The organism is Bacillus sp. A1 (assembly GCF_042296235.1).
Lineage (GTDB): Bacteria > Bacillota > Bacilli > Bacillales > Bacillaceae > Bacillus > Bacillus velezensis.
The window spans coordinates 2,422,762-2,445,427 of sequence record NZ_CP141181.1; the positions used below are offsets into that span (position 1 = coordinate 2,422,762).

Here is a 22,666-nt window from a genome sequence, read left to right on the forward strand (position 1 = left end):
CATCCCTTGTACAAAAGAATTTTTCTGTGCTTTAACAAGTTAATCCGCCGTCTATCGCCATTGTCTGTCCGGTCATAAAGGACGATTCAGGAGAAAGCAGGAAACGAACGAGTCCGGTCATATCGTCTGTTTCGCCTAAACGTCCCATCGGCGTCCTTCTGATAATCTGCGATTTTTGTTTTTCCGGCATATTTTTCGTCATATCGGTGTCCACAAAACCGGGCGCAAGTGAATTGACACGGATTCCTTTAGACCCGAGCTCCCTGGCCAGGCTTCGCGTCAAGCCGTCAAGAGCCGCTTTGGATGCGCTGTAGACTGAAGTGCCTTTAAATCCTCTTGAGCCGATAATGGAGCTTATGTTAACGATTGATCCGGAATTTTGTTTCAGCATGACCCGGGAAACGTTTCGGGTCAGCTTGATGACTGAGCCGATATTCAGATTGAGGATGCGGTCAATGTCTTCATCATTGGTCAGGGGCAGAAGCTGATCAAGGTTCAAACCGGCGTTATTGACCAAGCCGTCTATTCTGGAAAACTTGCGGTATACTTGAAGAACAAACTGTTTCATGGCGGCGGCATCCGCCGCATCCGCCGCTTCCCAATAAAAGCGGCCGCGGTACTTTTCACTCTCTCTCAATGTGTTAATAAAATCAGATTCACTGCGGCTGAAAGCGGCTACTTTGTAATCCTCATCCAAAAGCGTCTGTACAATCGCTTTTCCCAGCCCCCGGCTTCCTCCGCTGACGACCGCTACTTTTCCGTTATTCATATTTGCCTCCTGTTTTACACGTTTCTTATTTTTTTAAATCGATCATTAGACAGTTTCCGATCTGTAACAGAGATGATCTGCGGTATCTGATATGGCTGCAGCTTCTGTCTGCAATGAGCTACGGCCCGCTTTCTGAAAGATTTGATATCTTCCTCTTTTTCAAGCACGGCCTCTGCCGCGACAATCTCGCCCGTAATCGGATTTTTTCTGCCCGTTATGAGAACATCCCGGACATTCGGTATCTCCAGAAAGACGCTTTCCACCTCTGCCGGAAACACTTTCTCTCCGCCCACATTAATGATTTCACTCTTTCTTCCGAGAATTCTTATATATTCGCCGTCTGTTTCCACCTGGTCACCGGTGTCGTACCAGCCGTCTTCATCGAAAGGTGACGGTGCGTTTAAATAGCCGAGCATCGCCGACTCAGAACGGACCCAAAGCGTGCCTCCGGTAATTTTGGTCTCTGTTCCGGCACCGCCCACTTTCATCCAAGTGGATTGGCTGTCTTTTGATTTCGTTGAGAATATACCCAGTTCAGTTAATCCGTATGTTTGTTTCAGCCGTACATCCGGAAACAGCCGGTGGATGCCGCGCAGCGTTGATTGGGGCATCGGCTCTGTGCCGTAAGTGATCAGCCGGAGTGAAGAGAGGTTATATCCGGCATCCGCCTTGGACATCAGCAGCATGTTTAAAAAGGTCGGGGTGGCGGGGAGCACTTGGACAGCATGTTTGTCGACCGCCTGATAAACGGACTCCGGCGTTCTGCTGTCTGATGTGACGATCGTCCCCCCGTTAAACAGAATCGCAAACAGCGTATTAATGCCGCCGATATGATCCAATTTCAGAAAAATAAGTGTACGCAGCGGTTTTCTCTTCGCCGTTTTATATTTTTCAAGCAGCCGGCCGGCGCTTAACACGGATGCTTTGCTTTTGCCGGAGGTTCCCGATGTGAAAATAATAATGCCTGACTCCCCTCTCTCGCGCAGATCATCAAGCAGAGGGTGAGCGGCGCTTTCAGAACCTTCACGAAGCGTCCAGCTGTCATTTTCATTTATTTCAATGATTTGATTCACTTTCGCGTCTTCAAACATATCGAGATGCTTTTCCCTTGACTCATTACTGAGAGGGACAACGATATTTCGGTTTAACAAAAGCGTCATCAGCAAAAAAATGGCGTTCGGGGAATAATCCCCGATAAGCGCCACACATTCTCCTTCACGTATTCCGTTTTGTTCAAGCTCTTTCTGAAAAAAGCTGATTCGTGTCAGCAAATCATCATACGTAAAAGTCTGCCCTTTAAAAATGAGAAACTCACTGTCTTGCGTTTCCCTAAGCTTATCAGTCACCCAGCTGATATCTCCCCCGCTTTCTGTTTTCATGATTGAGCACTGTCCATATATTTTTGATAAATATCACAAATGCTGCCGACGGTTGTAATGCTGGAAATCGTTTCTCCTTGGGAAAAAGGATCTACTCCGGTTTCCATCTCCATCTGTGCGACTAATTGAGCGATATCCAGTGATGAGAAGCCCAGATCCTCTATGACTCTCACATCATCTCCCGCTTCGACGGCCCGATATGACTGCTGTTCTTGAATGTCCTGAATGATTTGAGCGATGATCTGCTTCATTTCCTTGGTTTGTTCCATTTGCTTTCAGCTCCATTCTTCATTTTATAAACTCCTGATGACCCGTTTATAATCCGGAATATGATCTTGTGAAGAGGTCGGCACCGCCAGCAGCTTATCCACCTTGGAAATGGCCAGCAATGTATGATTTCTTTTCATATAGACTTCAATCTGATAGCTGATTTTCGCCACTGAGATCATACCGAGGGACTCACCGTGAAAGTCGGGATCGCATTCTTCAATGTGTCCCGTCATATAAATATCAAGCTCTTCATCTGCAAAACAATTTCCGTAATAATACGTCTCTCTTTCAAGCAAAAATAAATGCCGCGCGATTGAAACCGGAAAACCCGGCTTCGACCGGCGCGTCATCCATTCAAATTCCGCCGCATCCATTATCTTGCTGAATTTCGCAAACACCATGGCATGCCCCGGCGCAGCATCCTGATCAACAGGAACCCGATATGAAACGGGGTCTGCTGTTTTGAGATTGCCCGGCTTCATACCGAAGGCGTCCGTTCTGATTTTCTTTGACCGCATCAGCGCGTAAGGCGGCTTGGCTAGCTTAGAAAGTTCCGCAATGCATTCAGCCTTAGGCGCTGAGACTTTTCGGGTCGAACCTTCTGTTTGTGTGACGTCGACGACAATTAAACTATTGGCTTTCATAGAAGGAAACCGTCCCCGGTCCCACTCGCTTTTATCAGAGCTGACCGCTCCTTTCGGCCCGAACAAATAATCAGATTCTAATATGGTTTCTCCAAACCGGGAGATATCGACTCCGACGGAAACCTCGTCCCATAATCGGTACTGATCAAGAGGCTTATCTGAAGGAACTTTGAGATGTGTCATAAAATAAGCCGGATACAAAATCAGCCCTTGGTGATCGGCCATCTGATCAGGCCGGAATCCCGTTCCGTCCGTTAAATGGTGACTGTGTGCGTTGCCGAATAACAGCAGCAGCGCGTACTCATTCAAATTCCCTAACCCGACATGGCTCATCGTTAATTCATGATTTTCAATCAGCATGGTCTGTCCTCCGCAGAAAAAATGTAATGGCTGGTCATACTCAGCCTGTAATCGATACCAGCCTTTGCGCAAGAAGGCCGGCTGTTTCTTCCATGAGCTGTTTGCCGATCAGATCGACATGCCTGTTTCTCCAATTTTCAAGCGGGGTTCCTTTCACCCATTGATTAAACGCGCCGAGCGCAGGGCCGCAATGAATTTGGTAATCTATTTTACTTTCGCTTTTTCCTTCCAGAGCGAGCCTTGTCGTATGAGAAAAATACCATTTAAATACCATCGCCATTTTGTGTTTCGGATTCTGTTCGGCTTTGGCGATCTGTGCAGGAGATTTATCACGTTTCAACTGCTCATACACCTCTTCAAAACTGCGCTGGAAATACTTTTCTTCAATTAATGTTTTCGTTTTTTCATCTATTTCATCTAAAGAATTGTATTGTCTGTACAAGTCAAAAAGTTTATTGGCTCTTGCCGGGAAAAACAGGCCTTTTTTCAGCACCTGCACCCTTGCTCCCGCTTCAAACATATCTCCCGCGGGAGCGTATGACGTATCCTGCACGTTCGCTTCTTGAAGCAGATCTTTCACTGAATCACTTGTCCCGGCTTCGACCGTGCATTGATTAATAGAACCGGTTCCGATAAATTCGGCGCCGAGCAGAAACGCCGCAGCAGCCGCTTCCGGAGTGCCGATGCCCCCGGCTGCGCCGATTCTTACTTTTTTCGCATAACCGTGCTTCTCCATCATGCGGTCTCTGAGTCTGATCATGGCAGGCATTAATGTATACGGAATCCCTTGGTCGGTATGCCCTCCTGAATCCGCTTCAACGCAAATGTCATCAGCCATCGGAATTTCTTTGGCAAGCGCCGCTTCCCCGGCTGTCAGCCGATTATCAGACACAAGTCTTTCCAGCACATGAGCCGGAGCCGGACTTAGAAAGGCCTCAGCGACTTCAGGCCGGGATACTTTCGCGATGATTCTGTTTTGAACTGACACCGACCCGTCATGATTCCTGCTTAATCCCTTTGCCCTGTATATCACGAGAGCGGGGGTTATGCCCATAAATGCCGATGCTTCAATAAGATGAATGCCGTTTTTCAAATATAAATCTATCATTCTGACTTCCTTGTCAGGTGACATCATATGATGAAGAAGATTCATTCCGAATGTTTCCCCTTGCCGCAGTGCAGACCGGATGGTTCCGATGGCCTGTCCGATCCGTTCGATACTCAATCCGCCCGTTCCGAAAAAGCCCAGCATTCCCGCTTTTGCCGCTTTAATGACCATCTGTTCCGAAGCAATTCCCCTGTACATGGAGCCCGTCATGTAAGCATATTGGATGTTATAATCTTTTTTTAAATCTTCATTCCCTAATCTCATTCCCGCCGTTTTTTGCGAATCAGCTGCCGATGCTTTAACATCAGCAGTATCAGACTCTTCTTTCGGCATAGGTAATGGGACGGCATCTTTTTTAATCTGACGCGTCAGTTTTGTCAGCACTTCCCCGGGCCCGACTTCTGCAATTTCATTATTTTCAAGTCCCATCAGACGGCGTATCGTGTCCGTCCACTTTACCTGATTGGTCATTTGCAGAGTCAGATTTGTTTTGATTTCATCATTCTTATAAGGTGCGGCATGAAGATTTGAGATCACCGGAAAACGAAGAGGCAAAAACGCCGTTTCTTCTAAATAATCTGCAAACTCTTTTTCAGCATCTTTCATATAGCGGGAATGGAAGGCGCCGCTCACATTTAAAGGAAGGTACATTCTCACGCCGGCTTTTTCAAAGACGGGGCCCGCTTTTTCAATGTCTTGTTTCGTTCCGGCGATCACAATTTGTGAAGGTGAATTGTGGTTAGCGATATCAATGCCGGTCAGATGATAATCGGATAGAACCTCTTTTACTTGTTCAGCCGTAAACCCCAAAACCGCCGCCATGCCTCCGGGAGCTGCCTTGCTCATGAGCTCCCCTCTTTTTTTTACAAGCTGCAAACCGGTCTCAAAATCAAAGCAGCCGGCCGCAAATAACGCATTATATTCTCCTAAACTGTGCCCTGCGGCGTAATCAGGCTCTCTGCCGGACTCTTTCATTTTCTTTAAATAACTGAGTGCACTCACCGTATATAACGCCGGCTGGGTAAATTGCGTTTTCCCCAGTTGGTGATTCGGATCCTCCAGACACAATTCTTCTATAGAGTAGCCTAATATGTCATCAGCCTGACGTGTCAGATCTTGAAATTCATCAAACAGTCCGGCTCCCATTCCTTTAAATTGAGAACCCTGCCCCGGGAACACAAACGTAAGCATCTTATCCTCATCCTTTCCGCATCGCCAATTTTGTACATCACATGTGGTTCTCCATACAAAAACGTCTCTTATTTTCATATATTGACTGGTGTAAACACCGGCATAAAAATAAAAACACAAACGCGTTTGCGATTCAGCACAGGTTTAAAAATCGCAAACGCATTGTGTTTTCCTTTTCTAACATAATTTATATTAAAACATATTGCTTGTTTACTGAATGTTTCTCATGACAAGCTGCAGTGCCAATATGCCCGAAAACAGCGATGACGGCACACTTCTCCCTTATCATGTATATGTAGATATATACACTACAATCATTTTTATAATCCCTATTTCCTCTTCAACGTGCCGAAACAGCGATTGAAATTTAATAGGTGCTTTACATCAATTTAATAAATTTAACAAATAGTTGCTATTTAAAGAGAATAATATCAATTTATAGATAATAATGTCAAGGCTTTATTTCGTTATTTTCTGACATTTATTCCACAGTTTTATATTCGGTGGACAGTCGGCATAATTGTTTCGGGATAAATGTCAGATAATTCCCTGAACCCTTTTCATGTCAAAGAAAATTCATCGCTTCTCTGTCAATTGGGTCTATACTTATTTTTCATTTTCATATATTATGTAAAAAAAAGACGAATTAGAAAAATTTTTAATCATTTTAAATACTATCCATTAAATACTTTCTTTGTATAATAATTTCTTATTATTCTAAGGAGGATCCAGTCATGAAATGGTACGCACTTTTTGTAGAGTCGGGAAAAGAAGAAACAGTTCAAAAATTTCTGCGTCTGCAGTTTGATGAGCAGGCTCTCTACTCAATCATACCCAAGAAAAAAGTCACAGAACGAAAAGCCGGAATCAAATACGAGGCACTCAAAAAGATGTTTCCGGGATATGTGCTGTTTAAAACGAAGATGACAGAGCGGACATTTCATAAAATCAAAGAACTCCCCATTTCATGCAGAATCGTGAATAACGGCGCATATTATTCCAAAGAGCGTAAAACCTATTTCACGACAATTACGGATGAAGAAATCCTCCCTATTATCAGGCTGATCGGAGAAGGAGACACTGTAGATTATTCAAAAGTCTATATTGAAAATTCAAAAGTAACCGTTGCCTCAGGGCCTCTTAAAGGAATGGAAGGCATTATTAAAAAGATCGATAAAAGGAAAAGACGCGCCAAAATCTGCCTGTCTTTTATGGGACTGGACAAAATGGTCAACGTCGGAATTGAAGTGCTCTCCAAACCCTAGCATGTCAAAAAAAGCATCAACAGCATGTGCCGTTGATGCCCTTTTTATATAAACAAGCGAAAGCCCGCCATCAAAATAATCTCGCTCACCACCGTCACGGTCAGACTTTTTGTTTTCAAGGCATAGTTGACCTGAAGCCGGGCTGCGCCCATGAGGCAAAATCACATTTAGGGGAAGAATACATTTTAATCAAAAGCGGTGAATTGACGGTTGAGCTTTATGACGAAAAGCATGTGCTGACTTCGGGCGATGCCGCACAGTTATTTTAATTCCTCGGATGAACCGGTGACATATTTTATACAGGTCTATTATGCTGAACCGGCTTAAACGCATATCAGGCTTCTTCAGACAGAAGCCTGATGGACCGCAACCCATTCTTGTATACATTGAATCAGTTTCTGGACAGAAGGTGTCTGCGTCTCCTTTGCATGAGCTGTCAAAATGCCGAGCTGCCTGGAGACATACCGGTCGAACCGTTTGATGAGCACATCACAATCATTCACCAAAAGCTGCGGCAAGATGCTGATCCCCAGATTGTTCCGCACCATTGCAATAATCGCTTCATCCCCTCTGATTTGATAAGCGACCCGCGGCGTGATCTTTTCTTCCTTCAGCACTTTCAGCACATCAAAATGTGTCTCCGGATAAGGCACGATACATTTGACGGACTCCATGACATGTAACGGAACCGTTTCACATTGCGCCAATTCATGCTGCGGGCTCATCACCGCTACAATCGGGTCCTCTGCCAACGGGTAAAAATGCCACTTCTCGCTGTGGGATGTCCCGATCGCCGCATCAATCCGGTCATCTTTCAGCCATTCTTCCAGTTCAGTAGAATTTCCTTCAAACAAATGCACCTTAATGGAAGGATACAGCTCATTAAATTCCCTCAAAATTTTCGGCAGCCATTTTACCGCCACGCTCGTAACAGTGCCGAGCCGGACTTCCCCTCTTTCTAACCCATTAATATTATCAACGGTTTCAGACAGTTTTTCATAGTTTTTTTGAATTTCCTTCATAATATGTAACACTTTCAAGCCATTTGCGGTCGGCCTCACTCCATGCCGCTGTCTGATCAAAAGCGGAAAACCGTACTCTTCCTCTAATTTACTGATCATTTGGCTGATGTTCGGCTGTGTGTAATTCAATATGGCAGCGGCTTGGGTCAGGCTGCCGCTTTCAACCGTTTTAATAAAGGCTAAATGCTTCTTTAAATCCAACCGGCTTCATCTCCCAGATATCATTCTTTATTATCCAATGCATTAGTTATATTTAGTTTACTTATACATCAATCAAAAATAAAATGGCAATGTCTCCATCATTATACTTGATAACAAACAGAAGGTGAGCGTTTCAGCATGAGTTTTCTCATTCAATTTTTTATCGGCGGCACTGTTATGGTGGCCGCCGCGTATTTAAGCAAATCGAAATACTTATTTTTATCCGGCGTTATTACATTGCTGCCAATCATGACGCTACTGAATATTCACTTGCAGCTGAAAAATATGAGCCCCGACGATTTCAGAGCCGCTCAAAAAAACGGAATATTCGGTGCCTTCGGCGCGGTGATCTTCATCAGCAGTATTTTCATCCTGACAAACTGGTTCAAAGGTGGCCACGCAGTCATCGGTGCGTTTCTCATCTATATTTGCTATATGATCGGCTGTAAATACCTGTTATGAAGATACGGCACCGATGTGTATAAAAAAATGCCCTTCCAGAACAATAATAACAATGCGCTCAGTCGTGAGCAGTTTATATGACTGAATGATCATGAATTGTTATAATCAATGTCTAAAACATTCCGGGAGGCGAAATAAATGGCCAGAAAATTATTCACACCATGGACCGTTAAAGATGTAACGATCAAAAACCGTATTGTTATGGCACCGATGTGCATGTATTCCTCACATGAGAAGGACGGAAAACTGCAGCCTTTTCATATGGCGCACTATATATCGCGTGCAATCGGCCAGGTCGGCCTGATTATCGTGGAAGCGACAGCCGTTAATCCGCAGGGGCGCATTTCCGATCAGGATTTAGGCATTTGGAGCGATGATCATATCGAAGGTTTTGCCAAACTGACGGAACAAGTGAAAGCGCAAGGATCTAAAATCGGCATTCAGCTTGCGCACGCCGGACGTAAAGCTGAGCTTGAGGGAGACATTTACGCTCCGTCAGCCATTCCGTTCGATGAGCAGTCCAAAACACCGGCTGAAATGACGACAGAACAAATTAAAGAAACCATTCAGGAATTCAAACAGGCAGCGGCGCGCGCGAAAGAAGCGGGCTTTGACATTATTGAACTTCATGCGGCACACGGCTACTTAATGCACGAATTTTTGTCCCCTCTGTCCAATCACCGTACAGACGAATACGGAGGCTCACATGAAAATCGCTACCGCTTCTTAGGCGAGACCATTGAAGCCGTCAAGGAAGTCTGGGACGGCCCGTTATTTGTCCGTATTTCTGCATCGGATTATACAGACAAAGGGCTGGACATTGCGGATCATATCGGTTTTGCGAAGTGGATGAAAGAACAGGGAGTCGACCTCATTGATTGCAGCTCAGGCGCACTCGTTCAAGCTGATATTAACGTCTTCCCAGGCTACCAAGTGAGCTTTGCGGAGAAAATCCGTGAACAGGCCGAAATCGCAACAGGCGCCGTCGGTTTGATAACGACGGGAACAATGGCGGAAGAAATTCTGCAAAACAACCGCGCTGACCTTATTTTTGTCGCGAGAGAACTTCTGCGCGATCCGCATTTTGCAAGGAGTGCAGCGAAGCAGCTGAATACTGAAATACCGTCACCGGTTCAATACGACAGAGCATGGTGATGAAGTGACAGCCGGAGTTTTTCGATCCGGCTGTCTCTTTTTTTATTTTTCGAGAAACGATTGCCGAAGCTTCTCCGTCTTCCCTATAGAACCAATTAGAGGAGATGACTCCAATGAAAGCAGCATGGATGGAAAGGACATATCTGATTGACGGGTGTCCGTTTTATACGAAACACCGTAAAGGCGCCGGCGAAGTGACGATCGTCTTTGAAGCCGGCTACGGCACTTCTTCTGAAACATGGACATCATTACTCGCTGACATAGATGAAGAATTTGGGGTTTTCACATATGACAGAGCCGGAATCGGCAAAAGCGGACGAAGCCGAAACAAGAGAACGGCGGACCATATGGTACAGGAATTAAACGCTCTTCTTCTGAAGGCCGGCGTCAAGCCTCCTTACCTTGTCGTCTCGCATTCATACGGCGCGATTATCAGCAGACTTTGGGCGAGCCGGAACCGCCGGGATATTCTCGGGATGGTGCTGCTTGATCCGGTTTCTGAGGATCAGGAGACGAAAGTGTTTCCGCTTCTTCCCGAAGAAATGAAAGCCGCCTATTTGAAACAGTTCAAATTGGAAGGATCACACGCGGAATTTTTGACGAGCCTTAGGCAGATCAAGCATCAGCAGATTCACTTCGGCGATATGCCGCTGTTGATTTTATCATCGGGAGAGCGGGATGAGCGCTTAAAGCACGCTCATGAACAATGGGTGAAACTGCACAGAAGCATGCTTGATGTCTCTTATCAAAGCGGATGGATTCAGGCCAAAAACAGTTCTCATGCCATTCACCACGATGAACCGCACATCGTCCACCTTGCCATTTATGATGTTTGGTGCGCGGTGCGCCAGCAAATGAATGCTCCTGCCTATCAGGCGGTAAACTGATAAAACAAAAGCCATTGTGCAACGGCACAATGGCTTTTGTTATCGTGATCTATTTGGTCTCACGATGCAAAGTATACTTTTTCAACCGGGGTGAATACTTTTTCATTTCTAACCGGTCCGGATTCGTCCGTTTGTTCTTCGTCGTGATATAATTTCTGTCCCCTGTCTCTGTACAGGCCAATGTAACATTCACACGCATCATTTTCACCCCTTATACAAATCGTAATTATTTCGTTTTATTATATCTCATCAGAAAAAAATGTCAAGCGTCCATTTTTTAAGACCGCTCCACAGTGACCTCCATGAAGTCAAATGCGATCTTACTGTTTTCAAATACCGCTTTCGCCTCATGTTCGAGACGCTCTATCGGCGATTCACCCTGATACCTTGCGCTGATATGAGTTAAAATCAGCTGTTTGGCGCCTGCTTTTTTTGCCGTTTGCGCAGCCTGTTCTGTCGTTGCGTGATAATAATTATGTGCGAGCTTTGCATCTTCCTTGGCAAACGTCGCTTCATGAACAAGCACATCCGCATTGCGCGCCAGCTCCGTTACCCGCTCTGATGCCCTCGTATCCCCGGAAAAAGCGACGATTCTCCCTTTTTTCGGCGGTTCCAAAAAATCCCGCCCGTTAATGATTCTGCCATCGTCAAGTGTGACCGTTTCGCCTTTTTTGATTTTCTGATAGACGGGTCCGGGCGGGATATTCATTTCTTTCAATCTGCCGGCCTGCAACGCGCCGGGAATATCCTTTTCCTGAACCCGGTAGCCGAACGCTTCCACGCCGTGAATGACGGATGCTGCGGTAACAATGAATTGCTCATCTTCAAAAACCGTCCCCTCTTCGATTTCATGTACGGTAAGAGGATACGTCAGATGAGTCGCCGTCACGTGCAGGCTTGTTTCGATAAAGGCTTTAATGCCTTTTGGCCCGTAAATCGTCAGCTCTTCTTCACCGCCCTGAAATGAACGGCTCCCCAACAGACCCGGAAGACCGTAAACATGGTCGCCGTGAAGGTGGGTGATGAAAATCTTCTCAATTTTCCTCGGTTTGATTGTTGTATGTAATATCTGATGCTGAGTGGCTTCTCCGCAATCAAACAGCCATACGGAACGCCTTTCTTCAAGAAGCTTCAGCGCGACGGACGTTACGTTTCTCGTCTTTGCCGGCATGCCGGCCCCCGTCCCTAAAAATAATAATTCCACAATGCTTCCTCCTAGATCTTTGTACTACTAAGGATACAGGATCAGACTGAAAATGTGAATTCACCCGGGCCTTCTCCGGCCTGATTAATTTTTTTCCGCAAACCGCAAAAAACAGGCTGAAATGTTTGCTTTCAACGAATTTTAGATTTAAAATGAAGGAAATATGCGGGGTTTTAAACCATGCTTCAGATAAAGTGAGGTACTCTAAGTGAAAACAAACGACAAACCAAAAGCAGTAATTGTAATATTTGGTGCCACAGGGGATTTGGCAAAACGAAAACTTTACCCATCCATTCACCGTTTATATAAAAATGGTCAAATTGGTGAAGAGTTTGCAGTTGTAGGTGTTGGAAGAAGACCTTGGTCAAACGAGGACCTCCGGGAAACGGTTAAAACGTCTGTTTCTTCTGCCGGGCAAAAAGACATAGACGATTTCACATCTCATTTTTATTACCATCCGTTTGATGTAACGAATCCGGGTTCCTATCAGGAGCTGAATGTCCTGCTTGATCAGCTTGAACATACATATGAAATCCCGAACAACAGAATGTTTTACTTGGCGATGGCTCCTGAGTTTTTCGGCACGATCGCAAAATCACTTAAAAACGAAGGTGTCACAGCGACAAATGGCTGGTCCCGTCTCGTCATTGAAAAACCGTTCGGCCATGATCTGCCGAGTGCGAAAGAGCTTAACAAAGAAATACGCGAAGCTTTCACGGAAGATCAAATTTACCGGATCGACCATTACTTAGGCAAACAAATGGTTCAAAATATCGAAGTCATCCGGTTTGCAAATGCGCTGTTTGAGCCGCTGTGGAATAACCGCTACATCTCAAACATCCAGATTACATCAAGTGAGGATCTCGGCGTTGAAGATCGCGCGAGATATTATGAAAAATCAGGCGCACTCCGTGATATGGTTCAAAACCATATTTTACAAATGGTCGCTCTCTTGGCAATGGAACCGCCGATTAAACTGAACACGGAAGAAATCCGCAGCGAAAAAGTGAAGGTGCTGAGAGCTCTCCGCCCTGTCGCTCCAAACGAAGTGAGTGACTACTTCGTCCGCGGACAATACCAAGCGGGAAAGATTGACGGAAACGCTGTACCGAGCTATACAGATGAACAAAATGTAGCACCGGATTCCAATACGGAAACATTCGTGTCCGGAAAGCTGTTAATCGATAACTTCCGCTGGGCCGGCGTTCCGTTTTATATCCGCACAGGGAAACGGATGAAAGAAAAATCAACGAAAATCGTCGTTCAATTTAAAGACATTCCGATGAACCTTTATTACGGCAATGAAACGAATGTAAATCCGAACCTGCTTGTCATCCATATTCAGCCGGATGAAGGCATCACACTATTTCTGAACGCTAAAAAATTAGGCGGAGCCGCTCATGCTCAGCCGATTAAGCTGGACTACTGCAGCAACTGCAGTGATGAAATGAACACACCGGAAGCCTATGAAAAATTAATCCATGACTGTCTGCTCGGTGATGCGACAAACTTTGCCCATTGGGACGAAGTGGCGCTTTCCTGGAATTTCGTCGATGCGATTTCCGAAACGTGGGCAGCCGACAAAACCCTTTCTCCGAATTATGAAGCCGGGTCAATGGGACCGAAAGCTTCGGACGATCTTCTTGAAAAAGACGGCCTCCACTGGTGGAATATATAAGAAAAAATTAAAAAACCGCGGCGCCGTTCATGACGGCCCGCGGTTTTTAATATCAGGAAAAGCCCCCGCAATCAATGCGGGGGCTTCTTCATTACTTCATCCATTCAGTATGGAAAATGCCTTCTTTATCTGTGCGTTCATACGTATGCGCGCCGAAGTAATCACGCTGCGCTTGAATCAAGTTTGCAGGAAGCACTGCCGTACGGTAGCTGTCGTAATACGCAAGTGCGCTTGAGAACGAAGGTACCGGCACGCCTTGGGCTACGGCAAGTGAAATCACTTGGCGAAGGGCGCCTTGGTAGCTTTCTGCAATGTTTTTGAAGTAGCTGTCTAACAGCAGGTTGTCAAGCTCCGGTTCACGGTCATATGCGTCTTTGATCTTTTGCAGGAACGCCGCGCGGATGATACAGCCGCCGCGGAAGATCATCGCGATTTCACCGTATTTCAGATCCCAGTTATATTCTTCAGACGCGGCTTTCATTTGGGCGAAGCCTTGTGCGTAAGAACAGATTTTACTCATGAAGAGCGCTTTTCTGACCGCTTCAATCAGCTCTTCTTTATTTTCAGTGACCGGCTTAACGTCTGGTCCGGACAGAAGGCCGCTTGCTTTCACACGCTCTTCTTTCATTGCGGAAATGAAACGCGCAAAAACAGATTCAGTGATAATCGGAAGCGGCACGCCTAAGTCAAGAGCACTTTGGCTTGTCCATTTACCCGTTCCTTTTTGGCCTGCTTTATCAAGGATAACGTCAACAAGCGGTTTGCCCGTTTCTTCATCTTTTTTAGTGAAAATGTCAGCCGTGATTTCGATCAGATAGCTGTCAAGCTCTCCTTTGTTCCACTCAGCGAATACTTCGTGAAGCTCTTCGGCAGACAATCCGAGCACCTGTTTCAGAATGAAATATGACTCAGAGATCAGCTGCATGTCACCGTATTCGATACCGTTGTGCACCATTTTTACATAGTGCCCCGCTCCGTCCGGGCCGATGTATGTCGTACAAGCTTCTCCGTCCACTTTAGCAGAAATGGCTTCTAGAATCGGTTTCACGAGTTCGTGCGCTTCCTTTTGGCCGCCCGGCATAATAGAAGGCCCTTTCAGCGCTCCCTCTTCACCGCCTGATACACCCGTTCCGATAAAGTGAATGCCGCTTTCGGCAAGCTCTTTGTTCCGGCGCTGTGTATCTTTATAGTATGTATTTCCGCCGTCAATCAAAATATCGTCTTTTTCCAGATGAGGAAGAAGAGATTGAATCGTCGCATCCGTTGCAGTTCCCGCTTTAACCATTAATAAAATTTTACGGGGTGTTTCAAGAGACTGGACAAACTCCTCAATGCTGTATGTACCGACAACATTTTTGCCTTTTGCCTCTTCTAAAAACTCTTCCGTTTTGCTGCTTGATCTGTTGTATACAGACACAGAAAATCCCCGGCTTTCGATGTTAAGAGCCAGATTTTTACCCATTACCGCAAGACCGATAACTCCGATTTGTTGTTTTGACATATTCTAACGTCCCTTCTTCAAACGTTTAACCATTTTAAAATTTAAATTAAAATAAAATGATATTTATACTAAAGAAATTATCATACATAACCCCTTTTTTCAAGTTATTCACCTTTTCTTTTCATCCTGAAAAAAGTCTCTGTTAAAGCTCGTTCCCCTTGTTTTGCTTTCTTCTTTTTTTATAACGGCGCCTTTTCTGATCAGGTTTTGGCCGTACTTTTCATTCAGCTCGTTCATCATCTGAAAAATCGGCTCATCCTTTGCGTCCTCCTTGAATGAAAACAGATCAAGCTGTTTATACGCCTGCTGTTTTTCAACCAGTTCCGTCCCGGTGATGCCGAGAAGCCTTACCGGATTTTGGTTCCAGTGCTTGTCAAACAGTTCCATCGCCGCTTCCATGATGTCTTTTTTCTGATCAGCCGGATTGCTGAGGGTCATGCTTCTTGTGACCGTTTTCCAATCCGCATACCGAATCATGATGAACAGCCGGCAGGCCATGACCTCCTTACGCTGGAGCCGTTCTTCGCTCACAGACAGCGCGAGCCGGTCAAACACGCCCGTTAATTCATCCCAGTCAGCCGAATCATGCGACAGGGTGGATGAGTTGCCGACGCTTTTAAATTCATAAATCCGCTCGGGATTGACTTCTGCAGGATGGATGCCGTTCGCTTTATCCTTCAGCCTCGGGCCGTTTATGCCGAGAAGCGTTTTCAGCGCATGTTCATCTCCTTTTGCCAAATCACCGATCGTTTTGATGCCGAGCGTTTTTATTTTTTCCGCAGTTTTCGTTCCTATACCGTGCATCTCTTCAATCGGAAGAGGCCATAAGACGTCCGGCAGCTCTCTTTTTCTTAAAATGGTGATGCCGAGCGGTTTTTTCATGTCAGACGCCATTTTGGCGAGAAATTTATTCGGGGCGATGCCGATGCTTGACGGAAGCAAAAGCTCTTTTTGCAGTCTCGCCTGAATGTCTTCGGCTGTCTCATACGCCCTGTGTCTGTGCGGTGTGTCCGTAATATCCATGTATCCTTCATCAATAGAAACAGGCTCGACTAAATCCGTATACTCCCTCAGAATGCTGAACATTTCTTTTGACGAACTCCGGTAGCGGTCAAAATTCGGAGGCACGACGATGAGTTCCGGACAGAGGCGTTTTGCCCGCCACACCGGCATGGTGGTCTTTACGCCCCGCGCTCTCGCTTCGTAGCTGCAGGTGACGATGATTCCTTTCCGTTCCTTCACGTTTCCGGCAACGGCGATAGGTTTTCCTCTTAAAGACGGATCATACGCCATTTCTACGGAGGCATAAAAACTATTCATATCGATATGAAATATAATTCTCCCTTTTCCGGCCACTCCCGGCGCCTCCTTTCCTTTCATAGACAACCTTATATATATGTAGTAAAATAAGAGCTGAATGGATGTGATAAAATGATTCTTGAGTCAATGAATGACTTTTTATTTTTAGTCGATTTTTTCACAATTATTCTTCCCGCTCTGACCGCGATCGGCATCGCTTTTCTTTTGCGTGAGCGCCGCGCAGGCGAGCATTGGAGAACGAAACGAATAGATGAACATCAAGCAGTCGTTCAGCTGAACCGAACAGACTTTCTTATTATTATATATCATCGCATTACAACTTGGATACGTAAAGTCATCCGCATGAATTCACCGGCGAATGATGATGAAGATGTCAGCTCCCTCCTTTTATAACGGCAAGTGAAGATAAAAAGGAGGAGACATAATTGACTAAAACATATCAAAAATGGATCGCATTCGGATTATTTTTTATCGTACTGTGCACAGGCCGCTCGGCTTTTGCGGCGACATCTCAGACTCAGACGGGAGGCCTCGGGAATATCGGTTTTTTCCACGATTACCTGATCGAGCCGTTTTCGGCACTTTTAAAAGGTGTGGCGGGCCTGTTCCACGGTGAGTACGGACTGTCGATTATTCTGGTGACGATTATCGTCCGGATCGTTGTATTGCCTTTGTTTGTGAACCAATTTAAGAAACAGCGGGTGTTCCAGGAAAAAATGGCTGTGATCAAACCGCAGGTCGACAGCATTCAGGCTAAAATGAAACAAACGAAAGATGCGGAAAAACAAAAAGAACTGCAAATGGAAATGATGAAGCTTTACCGTGAGCACAATCTGAATCCGATGGCAATGGGATGTCTTCCGATGTTGGTGCAATTCCCGATTTTGATCGGTTTTTATTACGCCATCCGCTCAACGCCGGAAATTGCTTCACACTCATTTCTGTGGTTCAGCTTAGGGCATTCTGATATTCTTGTATCACTGTGCGCGGGGGCCATGTATTTCTTACAGGCTTATATTTCCCAAAAATTAAACGAGAAATATTCACCGGCTGCTCAAAATCCGGCCGCGATGCAGTCAGCAAAAATCATGGTCTTTATTTTCCCTGTCATGATGACCGTTTTCTCGCTTAACGTACCGGCTGCGCTGCCGCTTTACTGGTTTACAAGCGGACTGTTTTTGACAGTGCAGAACGTACTTTTACAGCAGACGCATCATAAAAAGAAACAGGCTGCGGCTCAGGCGGAGCCCGCCAAATCATAATACTGAAACCCTGCCGGAACCTATCCGGCAGGGTTTTTTCTTGTATCTGCAAAGCTTTAAGCCTAATATCATGAAGAATGAAAAAAGCACCCAATCAACTGGGTGCTTCGTTTTTAGTTGGCCGCTGTTTCGATAATGGCAACGACCATTTCCGCCGTTTTGACGAGCTCTTCAATCGGCATTTTTTCATTTTTCGTATGGATTTGTTCATAGCCTACTGACAGGTTGACTGTCGGAATGCCGTGGCCGGCAATGACGTTTGCGTCACTTCCGCCGCCGCTTGTCTGAAGTTCGCTCGGACGGCCGATTTTTGCCGCTGCTTTTTTCGCGACTTCCACAACCTGATCGCCGTCCTGATATTTGAAACCCGGATACATGACCGCGATGTCCACTTCCGCGCGGCCTCCCATCTCAGCTGCAGCAGATTCGAAAGCTTCTTTCATTTTCTGCACTTGCGCCTCCATTTTTTCAGGCACTAATGAACGCGCTTCAGCCAGAATATCAACCTGGTCGCAGACGATATTGGTTTGCGTGCCGCCTTCGAAACGGCCGATATTAGCCGTTGTTTCTTTATCAATACGGCCGAGCGGCATTTTAGAGATTGCTTTTGATGCGATGGTAATCGCGGAGATGCCTTTTTCCGGTTCCACTCCCGCATGAGCCGTTTTCCCGAAAATGGTTGCTCTCACTTTCGCTTGTGTCGGCGCGGCTACAATAATGTTGCCGACTTTTCCGTCTGAATCAAGCGCAAAACCGTATTTCGCGGTAATGTCTGAACGATCCATTGCTTTTGCCCCGACTAATCCCGATTCTTCTCCGGCCGTGATAATGAATTCAATGGTGCCGTGCTCGATGTTTTGTTCTTTCAGCACTTTAATGGCTTCAAACATTGCGGCAAGACCCGTCTTATCATCAGCGCCGAGAATCGTCGTGCCGTCGGATTTTACATAGCCGTCTTCCACAATCGGCTTAACGCCTTTGCCCGGAACAACCGTGTCCATGTGGGATGTGAAATAAATCGTATCCGCATCTTTTGTGCCCTTTAACGTACAGATTAAGTTGCCGGCTCCATGCCCCGTCACTTCTTTTGTATCATCTTCTTTTACGCTCAATCCTAAATCAGTGAGTTTTTGTTTGAGCACCTTGCTGATTTCCGCTTCATGTTTTGTCTCTGAATCAATTTGAACGAGTTCAAGAAATTCTTCAAGCAGACGTTTTTCGTTTACCATTTTCAGTTCCCTCCGTTTAAAGCGGTATATTACCGTGCTTTTTTTTCGGTCTTTCCTCTTCCTTATGCGCAAGCATGTCAAATGCCTGAATCAATTTTTTCCTCGAGTCTTCCGGCCGGATGATATCATCCACCATTCCGCAGGCCGCCGCTTTATACGGACCGGCGTTTTCCTTTTCGTATATGGCTTTTTTTTCGCGCTTCGTTTTTTCCGGGTCGCCAGAAGCCTGTATGTCTCTGCGGTATAAAATCGACGCCGCGCCTTCCGCTCCCATCACGGCGATTTCCGCATTGGGCCAGGCGAATACAAGATCTGCCCCGAGCCCTTTCGAATTCATGGCGACATAGGCGCCTCCGTAAGCTTTTCTGATGATGAGCGTCACTTTCGGCACCGCCGCTTCGGCAAAAGCATACAGCAATTTTGCTCCGTGACGGATGATTCCCGCATGTTCCTGCTGAAGGCCCGGAAGAAATCCCGGAACATCAGCGATCGTCAATAGCGGAATATGAAACGCGTCGCAAAAACGGATGAATCTCGACGCTTTGTCAGCGGCATCAATCGTGAGGCTCCCCGCCAAGTGTTTCGGCTGGTTTGCGACAACACCGACTGTACGCCGTCCGAGTTTCAGAAAACCGACAGCAATGTTTTTGGCAAAATACGGCTGAATGTCAAAAAACGTTCCGTCATCCGCCAGCTCTTTTATTACCTGTAACACATCGTAAGGTTTCGAACTGTCCGCGGGAACGAGGGTGTTTAATAACGGTCTGGCGTCTTCCTTTTTAACGGGTAATGCCGTCTGTCCGCCGTGCGGGAGATAAGAAAGCAGGGTTTTCACAGCGGAAAGAGCCTCTTTTTCCGTTCGTGCGGAATAGTGGGCATTTCCGCTTATCACATTATGTATTCCCGCACCGCCTAAACTTTCCGCGTCAATCTGTTCACCCGTCACCTGTTCAATGACTTTCGGGCCTGTAATAAACATGTGCGACGTATGTTCCGCCATAATCACAAAATCCGTCAAAGCGGGTGAATAAACAGCACCGCCGGCACACGGCCCAAGGATGACAGAAATTTGCGGAATCACTCCCGAGTAAAGGACGTTGCGCCTAAAGATATGACCGTATCCATTTAATGATACCACACCCTCTTGAATTCTCGCACCACCTGAGTCGTTCAGCCCGATGATCGGGGTTTTGTTTTTCGCCGCCAGATCCATTACCGCCGCGATTTTTTCCGCATGTGTCTCGCCGAGCGTCCCGCCGAGTACGGTAAAGTCATGGGCAAACAAATACACGGGCCGTCCTTCAATTGTGCCGTATCCGGTAACAACGCCGTCTCCCGGAGCATTCTGGCACCCGGGCGTGCGGCTTTTGGCAAACGGCTGCAGCTCTGAAAAACTGTCTTCGTCCAATAGATAGTCAATTCTTTCTCTTGCCGTCAGCTTGCCTTTTTTGTGCTGTTTTTCATTTTTTTCCGCTCCGCCGCCGTTTGTTAAAAAGGAACGTCTTTCGTTTAAGTGTCTGATATGATCACTCATGCTCATCTTGAGTTTCTCCTTTTTCAATTGTTTCACAAAGCTCAATCAGGACCCCGTTCGCCTCTTTTGGAGAGAGAAATGCGATCTTCTTCCCGCCCGCTCCGTTTTGCGTTTCATGATGAATCAAGGTCATGCGGCATGATTCAAGCTCCTTGATCGTTTCCTTCATATCGGCGCAGCGGAATGCCAAATGATGCAGTCCTTCGCCTCTTTTCTGTAAAAAAAAGCTGACGGGAGACGCGTCCGACAGCGGCTCAATCAGCTCAAGCTTTGTGCCTCCCGCTTCTAAAAAAGCAACTCTCACATTTTGGCCGCTTACCAGCTCGTCTCCCATATACGTAAACCCGAGCATCCGTTCGTAAAATCCTCTCGCGGCATCAATAGAGCTGACGGCAATGCCGACATGATCAAGTTTTTTCATAGCGCGGCCACCTGCTTTCCGCCATAGGATATGGCTTGTTCATACAAGCAAAACACGTTAAAATGATAGACAGTAATCTTAAGGAGTGAAACAATGTCTCAAAAATTTATGAAAAGCGCCGTCATCGTCATTTTGGGCGTATTTATACTTTCAACCCTCCTCTCAGGCATTATGATGTATTTGCGGTAAAAAAGCAGGCGCCTCATTGCAAGGGGGTTTCCTGCTTTTTTATGAGGGCTTTCCGCTCTATTGCAATGTCCTCGAATGAGCGGTTTTCTTTTGTAATCAATACTTTCGTTCCGGGAGGGATAATCCGGAAAATACGGATGACATCCCGGTTTTTCATACGGATGCAGCCGTTCGATACAAACCCCCCGATCAGCTCTTCTCTGTTTGTTCCGTGAATGCCGTATATCCTGCCGTCGGTGCCTTTCGCGTCAAAACCGATCCAGCGGACGCCGAGCGGGTTTTCCGGCGCGCCTCCCTTTACATTTTTCTTCCGGTAATACGGATTGACGGCTTTGACCGTTATCGTAAATTCTCCTTCAGGCGTCAAATCATCCGTTTTTCCCGTCGCCACCTGATAAATGCCTTCTATTCGGTTATCCTTCACAACAGCAAGCGCATTTGTGGCTTTATTGACGATAATATAAGGGTCACCCGGCAAAGGGTTTGCGCCAAGCGGCCAAAGCGGAGACAGCAGCAGGGCGGCTGACAATAAAAAAAATCGCATGGGCTCCCCTCCTTTTTTCATTAGAATGACCAATGAAAGGAGGACTCATGCGATTGATCCATATGTTTTTTACAGCTTTATGCCTTTGAAATAACTTTTAATCACGAGATATTGTTCCATCTCACCGAGGAGGTGGAACAAAGCCGCCCGCGCTTCAAACTCCTCGCGCGTTGCCGGGAGCGGCATTTCTTCAAATTCCGTTCTCATTTCTGCAAGTCTTTTTAAAAATTTATGAGCGGTATTGCCGGGATGAATGGCTTCCCTTAATTCACGGATGAAATGGGCGATTATTTTGCCCTGCTCCACCGTTATTGAAATAGAGGTAATCTTCGGCAGTAGCCGTTCAATGATTTCAAATTGTTTCTGTCTCATCTTAAAATAATGATAGTAAAGATTTTCATGGCGCAAAATATGATTCTGCACGTCCCGATAGGCGAGGTTTTTCGCCTCTTGAATCATCTGATGCGTCTCCGGTATTTCCTTCCCCGACCAATCTTGCTCACCAGTTAACAAATACCGTTCGATTTCGGCGAAGATGACGGAAAAGTTGTCCTCGATTTTTTTCCGGTACGCCGCGAGTTTTCTGTCGAGGCTCGGCATATACAGATTCATTAACAGCGCGACGCCGATACCTACGGTGATCAGCTGGAACTCATTCCAGATAAACGCCATCGTAATGCCGCCGGACATATATAAATGAAGAATGATTACTGAGCTGGTGACGATCCCTTCGTTTATTTTTAAAACGACTGTAGTCGGAATGAACAGCACCAGCAATATTCCGATCGCAAACGGATAATAGCCGATCAGCCCGAAAAAGACATATGAAAAGACGATCGCCAATAAACAGGCGGCAAATCGGGCCCACGAGGCCTGAAGCGACCGCTTTTGCGTAATCTGGATGCACAATATGGTGATGATTCCTGCGGATGCGAAGTTTTGCAGATGCAACAGCTGGGCTAAATAAATGGCCAGCGCCGTTCCAAGTGCGGTCTTTAGTGTGCGGTAACCGATTTTAAACATTGCTTGCTCCATTCTGTTTGTTTCTTTCTCAAAAAAAAGAAGAAGAGC

The 22,666-nt window shown here is 46.1% G+C and carries 24 protein-coding genes; 9 read left to right on the forward strand and 15 right to left on the reverse strand.

The window, feature by feature from the left end; all coding sequences use genetic code 11:
* Positions 1-31: 31 nt before the first annotated feature.
* Genes U2H13_RS11670 through fabD form a run of 5 tightly spaced genes read right to left on the reverse strand, consistent with a single transcriptional unit; the run spans position 32 to position 5,721 of the window.
* Positions 32-769, reverse strand: coding sequence for an SDR family oxidoreductase (locus U2H13_RS11670; RefSeq protein WP_029973905.1), 738 nt, complete (start codon positions 767-769; stop codon positions 32-34).
* Between the two features lie 14 nt (positions 770-783).
* Positions 784-2,148: a fatty acid--CoA ligase family protein gene (locus tag U2H13_RS11675; protein WP_121984400.1), complete on the reverse strand. Its 1,365-nt coding sequence runs from the start codon at positions 2,146-2,148 to the stop codon at positions 784-786.
* A complete protein-coding gene (locus U2H13_RS11680) occupies positions 2,145-2,417 on the reverse strand; it encodes an acyl carrier protein (protein ID WP_003153264.1) in 273 nt (90 codons plus the stop codon). The genes U2H13_RS11675 and U2H13_RS11680 overlap by 4 nt, the downstream gene beginning before the upstream one ends.
* Before the next feature lie 24 nt (positions 2,418-2,441).
* Positions 2,442-3,422, reverse strand: a complete 981-nt coding sequence (locus U2H13_RS11685; protein WP_014418317.1) for an LnmK family bifunctional acyltransferase/decarboxylase — start codon at positions 3,420-3,422, stop codon at positions 2,442-2,444.
* Between the two features lie 40 nt (positions 3,423-3,462).
* Positions 3,463-5,721 (reverse strand): ACP S-malonyltransferase, encoded by a 2,259-nt coding sequence (gene fabD, locus U2H13_RS11690; protein WP_121984399.1) that lies wholly within the window; start codon positions 5,719-5,721, stop codon positions 3,463-3,465.
* Between the two features lie 734 nt (positions 5,722-6,455).
* Here fabD and loaP point away from each other — a divergent pair.
* Positions 6,456-6,986 carry an antiterminator LoaP gene (loaP, locus tag U2H13_RS11695; protein WP_022552995.1) on the forward strand — a complete coding sequence of 177 codons (531 nt, stop codon included), beginning with the start codon at positions 6,456-6,458 and terminating at the stop codon, positions 6,984-6,986.
* 35 nt (positions 6,987-7,021) lie between these two features.
* Positions 7,022-7,255 (forward strand): cupin domain-containing protein, encoded by a 234-nt coding sequence (locus tag U2H13_RS11700; protein WP_014721476.1) that lies wholly within the window; start codon positions 7,022-7,024, stop codon positions 7,253-7,255.
* Positions 7,256-7,330: 75 nt separating this feature from the next.
* Here U2H13_RS11700 and U2H13_RS11705 read toward each other — a convergent pair whose 3' ends face one another.
* Positions 7,331-8,209, reverse strand: a complete 879-nt coding sequence (locus U2H13_RS11705) for a LysR family transcriptional regulator (RefSeq protein WP_012117931.1) — start codon at positions 8,207-8,209, stop codon at positions 7,331-7,333.
* A 138-nt stretch (positions 8,210-8,347) separates the two neighbouring features.
* On the opposite strand from U2H13_RS11705, the gene U2H13_RS11710 reads away from it, so the two are divergent.
* From U2H13_RS11710 to U2H13_RS11720, 3 genes are all read left to right on the forward strand, one after another.
* Positions 8,348-8,671, forward strand: coding sequence for a GlpM family protein (locus tag U2H13_RS11710; RefSeq protein ID WP_053284913.1), 324 nt, complete (start codon positions 8,348-8,350; stop codon positions 8,669-8,671).
* A gap of 138 nt (positions 8,672-8,809) precedes the next feature.
* Positions 8,810-9,826, forward strand: a complete 1,017-nt coding sequence (namA, locus tag U2H13_RS11715) for an NADPH dehydrogenase NamA (RefSeq protein ID WP_003153250.1) — start codon at positions 8,810-8,812, stop codon at positions 9,824-9,826.
* A gap of 113 nt (positions 9,827-9,939) precedes the next feature.
* Positions 9,940-10,713 carry an alpha/beta fold hydrolase gene (locus U2H13_RS11720; protein ID WP_021494285.1) on the forward strand — a complete coding sequence of 258 codons (774 nt, stop codon included), beginning with the start codon at positions 9,940-9,942 and terminating at the stop codon, positions 10,711-10,713.
* A 49-nt stretch (positions 10,714-10,762) separates the two neighbouring features.
* Here the strand turns inward: U2H13_RS11720 and rpmG are convergent, their stop codons facing one another.
* On the reverse strand, positions 10,763-10,912 hold the full coding sequence (gene rpmG, locus U2H13_RS11725) for a 50S ribosomal protein L33 (RefSeq protein WP_003153246.1): 150 nt from the start codon (positions 10,910-10,912) through the stop codon (positions 10,763-10,765).
* A 78-nt stretch (positions 10,913-10,990) separates the two neighbouring features.
* Positions 10,991-11,917 (reverse strand): ribonuclease Z, encoded by a 927-nt coding sequence (gene rnz, locus U2H13_RS11730; protein WP_017418101.1) that lies wholly within the window; start codon positions 11,915-11,917, stop codon positions 10,991-10,993.
* Positions 11,918-12,125: 208 nt separating this feature from the next.
* On the opposite strand from rnz, the gene zwf reads away from it, so the two are divergent.
* Entirely contained in the window at positions 12,126-13,595 is a 1,470-nt protein-coding gene (gene zwf / locus U2H13_RS11735; protein WP_017418102.1) for a glucose-6-phosphate dehydrogenase, read from the forward strand.
* Between the two features lie 91 nt (positions 13,596-13,686).
* Here the strand turns inward: zwf and gndA are convergent, their stop codons facing one another.
* A complete protein-coding gene (gene gndA / locus U2H13_RS11740; RefSeq protein WP_003153241.1) occupies positions 13,687-15,096 on the reverse strand; it encodes an NADP-dependent phosphogluconate dehydrogenase in 1,410 nt (469 codons plus the stop codon).
* 108 nt (positions 15,097-15,204) lie between these two features.
* Entirely contained in the window at positions 15,205-16,452 is a 1,248-nt protein-coding gene (locus U2H13_RS11745) for a DNA polymerase IV (RefSeq protein WP_376700471.1), read from the reverse strand.
* 75 nt (positions 16,453-16,527) lie between these two features.
* On the opposite strand from U2H13_RS11745, the gene U2H13_RS11750 reads away from it, so the two are divergent.
* Both U2H13_RS11750 and U2H13_RS11755 read left to right on the forward strand, forming a co-directional pair.
* Positions 16,528-16,809, forward strand: coding sequence for a hypothetical protein (locus U2H13_RS11750; protein WP_014418326.1), 282 nt, complete (start codon positions 16,528-16,530; stop codon positions 16,807-16,809).
* A 32-nt stretch (positions 16,810-16,841) separates the two neighbouring features.
* Positions 16,842-17,678: a membrane protein insertase YidC gene (locus U2H13_RS11755; protein ID WP_376700472.1), complete on the forward strand. Its 837-nt coding sequence runs from the start codon at positions 16,842-16,844 to the stop codon at positions 17,676-17,678.
* A gap of 113 nt (positions 17,679-17,791) precedes the next feature.
* Here U2H13_RS11755 and U2H13_RS11760 read toward each other — a convergent pair whose 3' ends face one another.
* The 3 genes from U2H13_RS11760 to mce are packed head-to-tail and all read right to left on the reverse strand — an operon-like array spanning position 17,792 to position 20,862.
* Positions 17,792-18,907 (reverse strand): M20/M25/M40 family metallo-hydrolase, encoded by a 1,116-nt coding sequence (locus tag U2H13_RS11760; RefSeq protein ID WP_376700473.1) that lies wholly within the window; start codon positions 18,905-18,907, stop codon positions 17,792-17,794.
* 16 nt (positions 18,908-18,923) lie between these two features.
* Positions 18,924-20,447, reverse strand: a complete 1,524-nt coding sequence (locus tag U2H13_RS11765; RefSeq protein ID WP_376700474.1) for an acyl-CoA carboxylase subunit beta — start codon at positions 20,445-20,447, stop codon at positions 18,924-18,926.
* Positions 20,434-20,862 carry a methylmalonyl-CoA epimerase gene (mce, locus tag U2H13_RS11770; RefSeq protein WP_376700475.1) on the reverse strand — a complete coding sequence of 143 codons (429 nt, stop codon included), beginning with the start codon at positions 20,860-20,862 and terminating at the stop codon, positions 20,434-20,436. Before mce ends, U2H13_RS11765 begins: the two co-directional genes overlap by 14 nt.
* Positions 20,863-20,955: 93 nt before the next feature.
* On the opposite strand from mce, the gene prli42 reads away from it, so the two are divergent.
* A complete protein-coding gene (gene prli42 / locus U2H13_RS11775; protein ID WP_007408390.1) occupies positions 20,956-21,051 on the forward strand; it encodes a stressosome-associated protein Prli42 in 96 nt (31 codons plus the stop codon).
* Between the two features lie 13 nt (positions 21,052-21,064).
* Here the strand turns inward: prli42 and U2H13_RS11780 are convergent, their stop codons facing one another.
* Together U2H13_RS11780 and U2H13_RS11785 are read right to left on the reverse strand one after the other, a co-directional pair.
* A complete protein-coding gene (locus U2H13_RS11780) occupies positions 21,065-21,595 on the reverse strand; it encodes a L,D-transpeptidase (RefSeq protein ID WP_017418105.1) in 531 nt (176 codons plus the stop codon).
* 69 nt (positions 21,596-21,664) lie between these two features.
* Positions 21,665-22,618 carry an aromatic acid exporter family protein gene (locus U2H13_RS11785; protein WP_029326084.1) on the reverse strand — a complete coding sequence of 318 codons (954 nt, stop codon included), beginning with the start codon at positions 22,616-22,618 and terminating at the stop codon, positions 21,665-21,667.
* Positions 22,619-22,666: the final 48 nt, after the last annotated feature.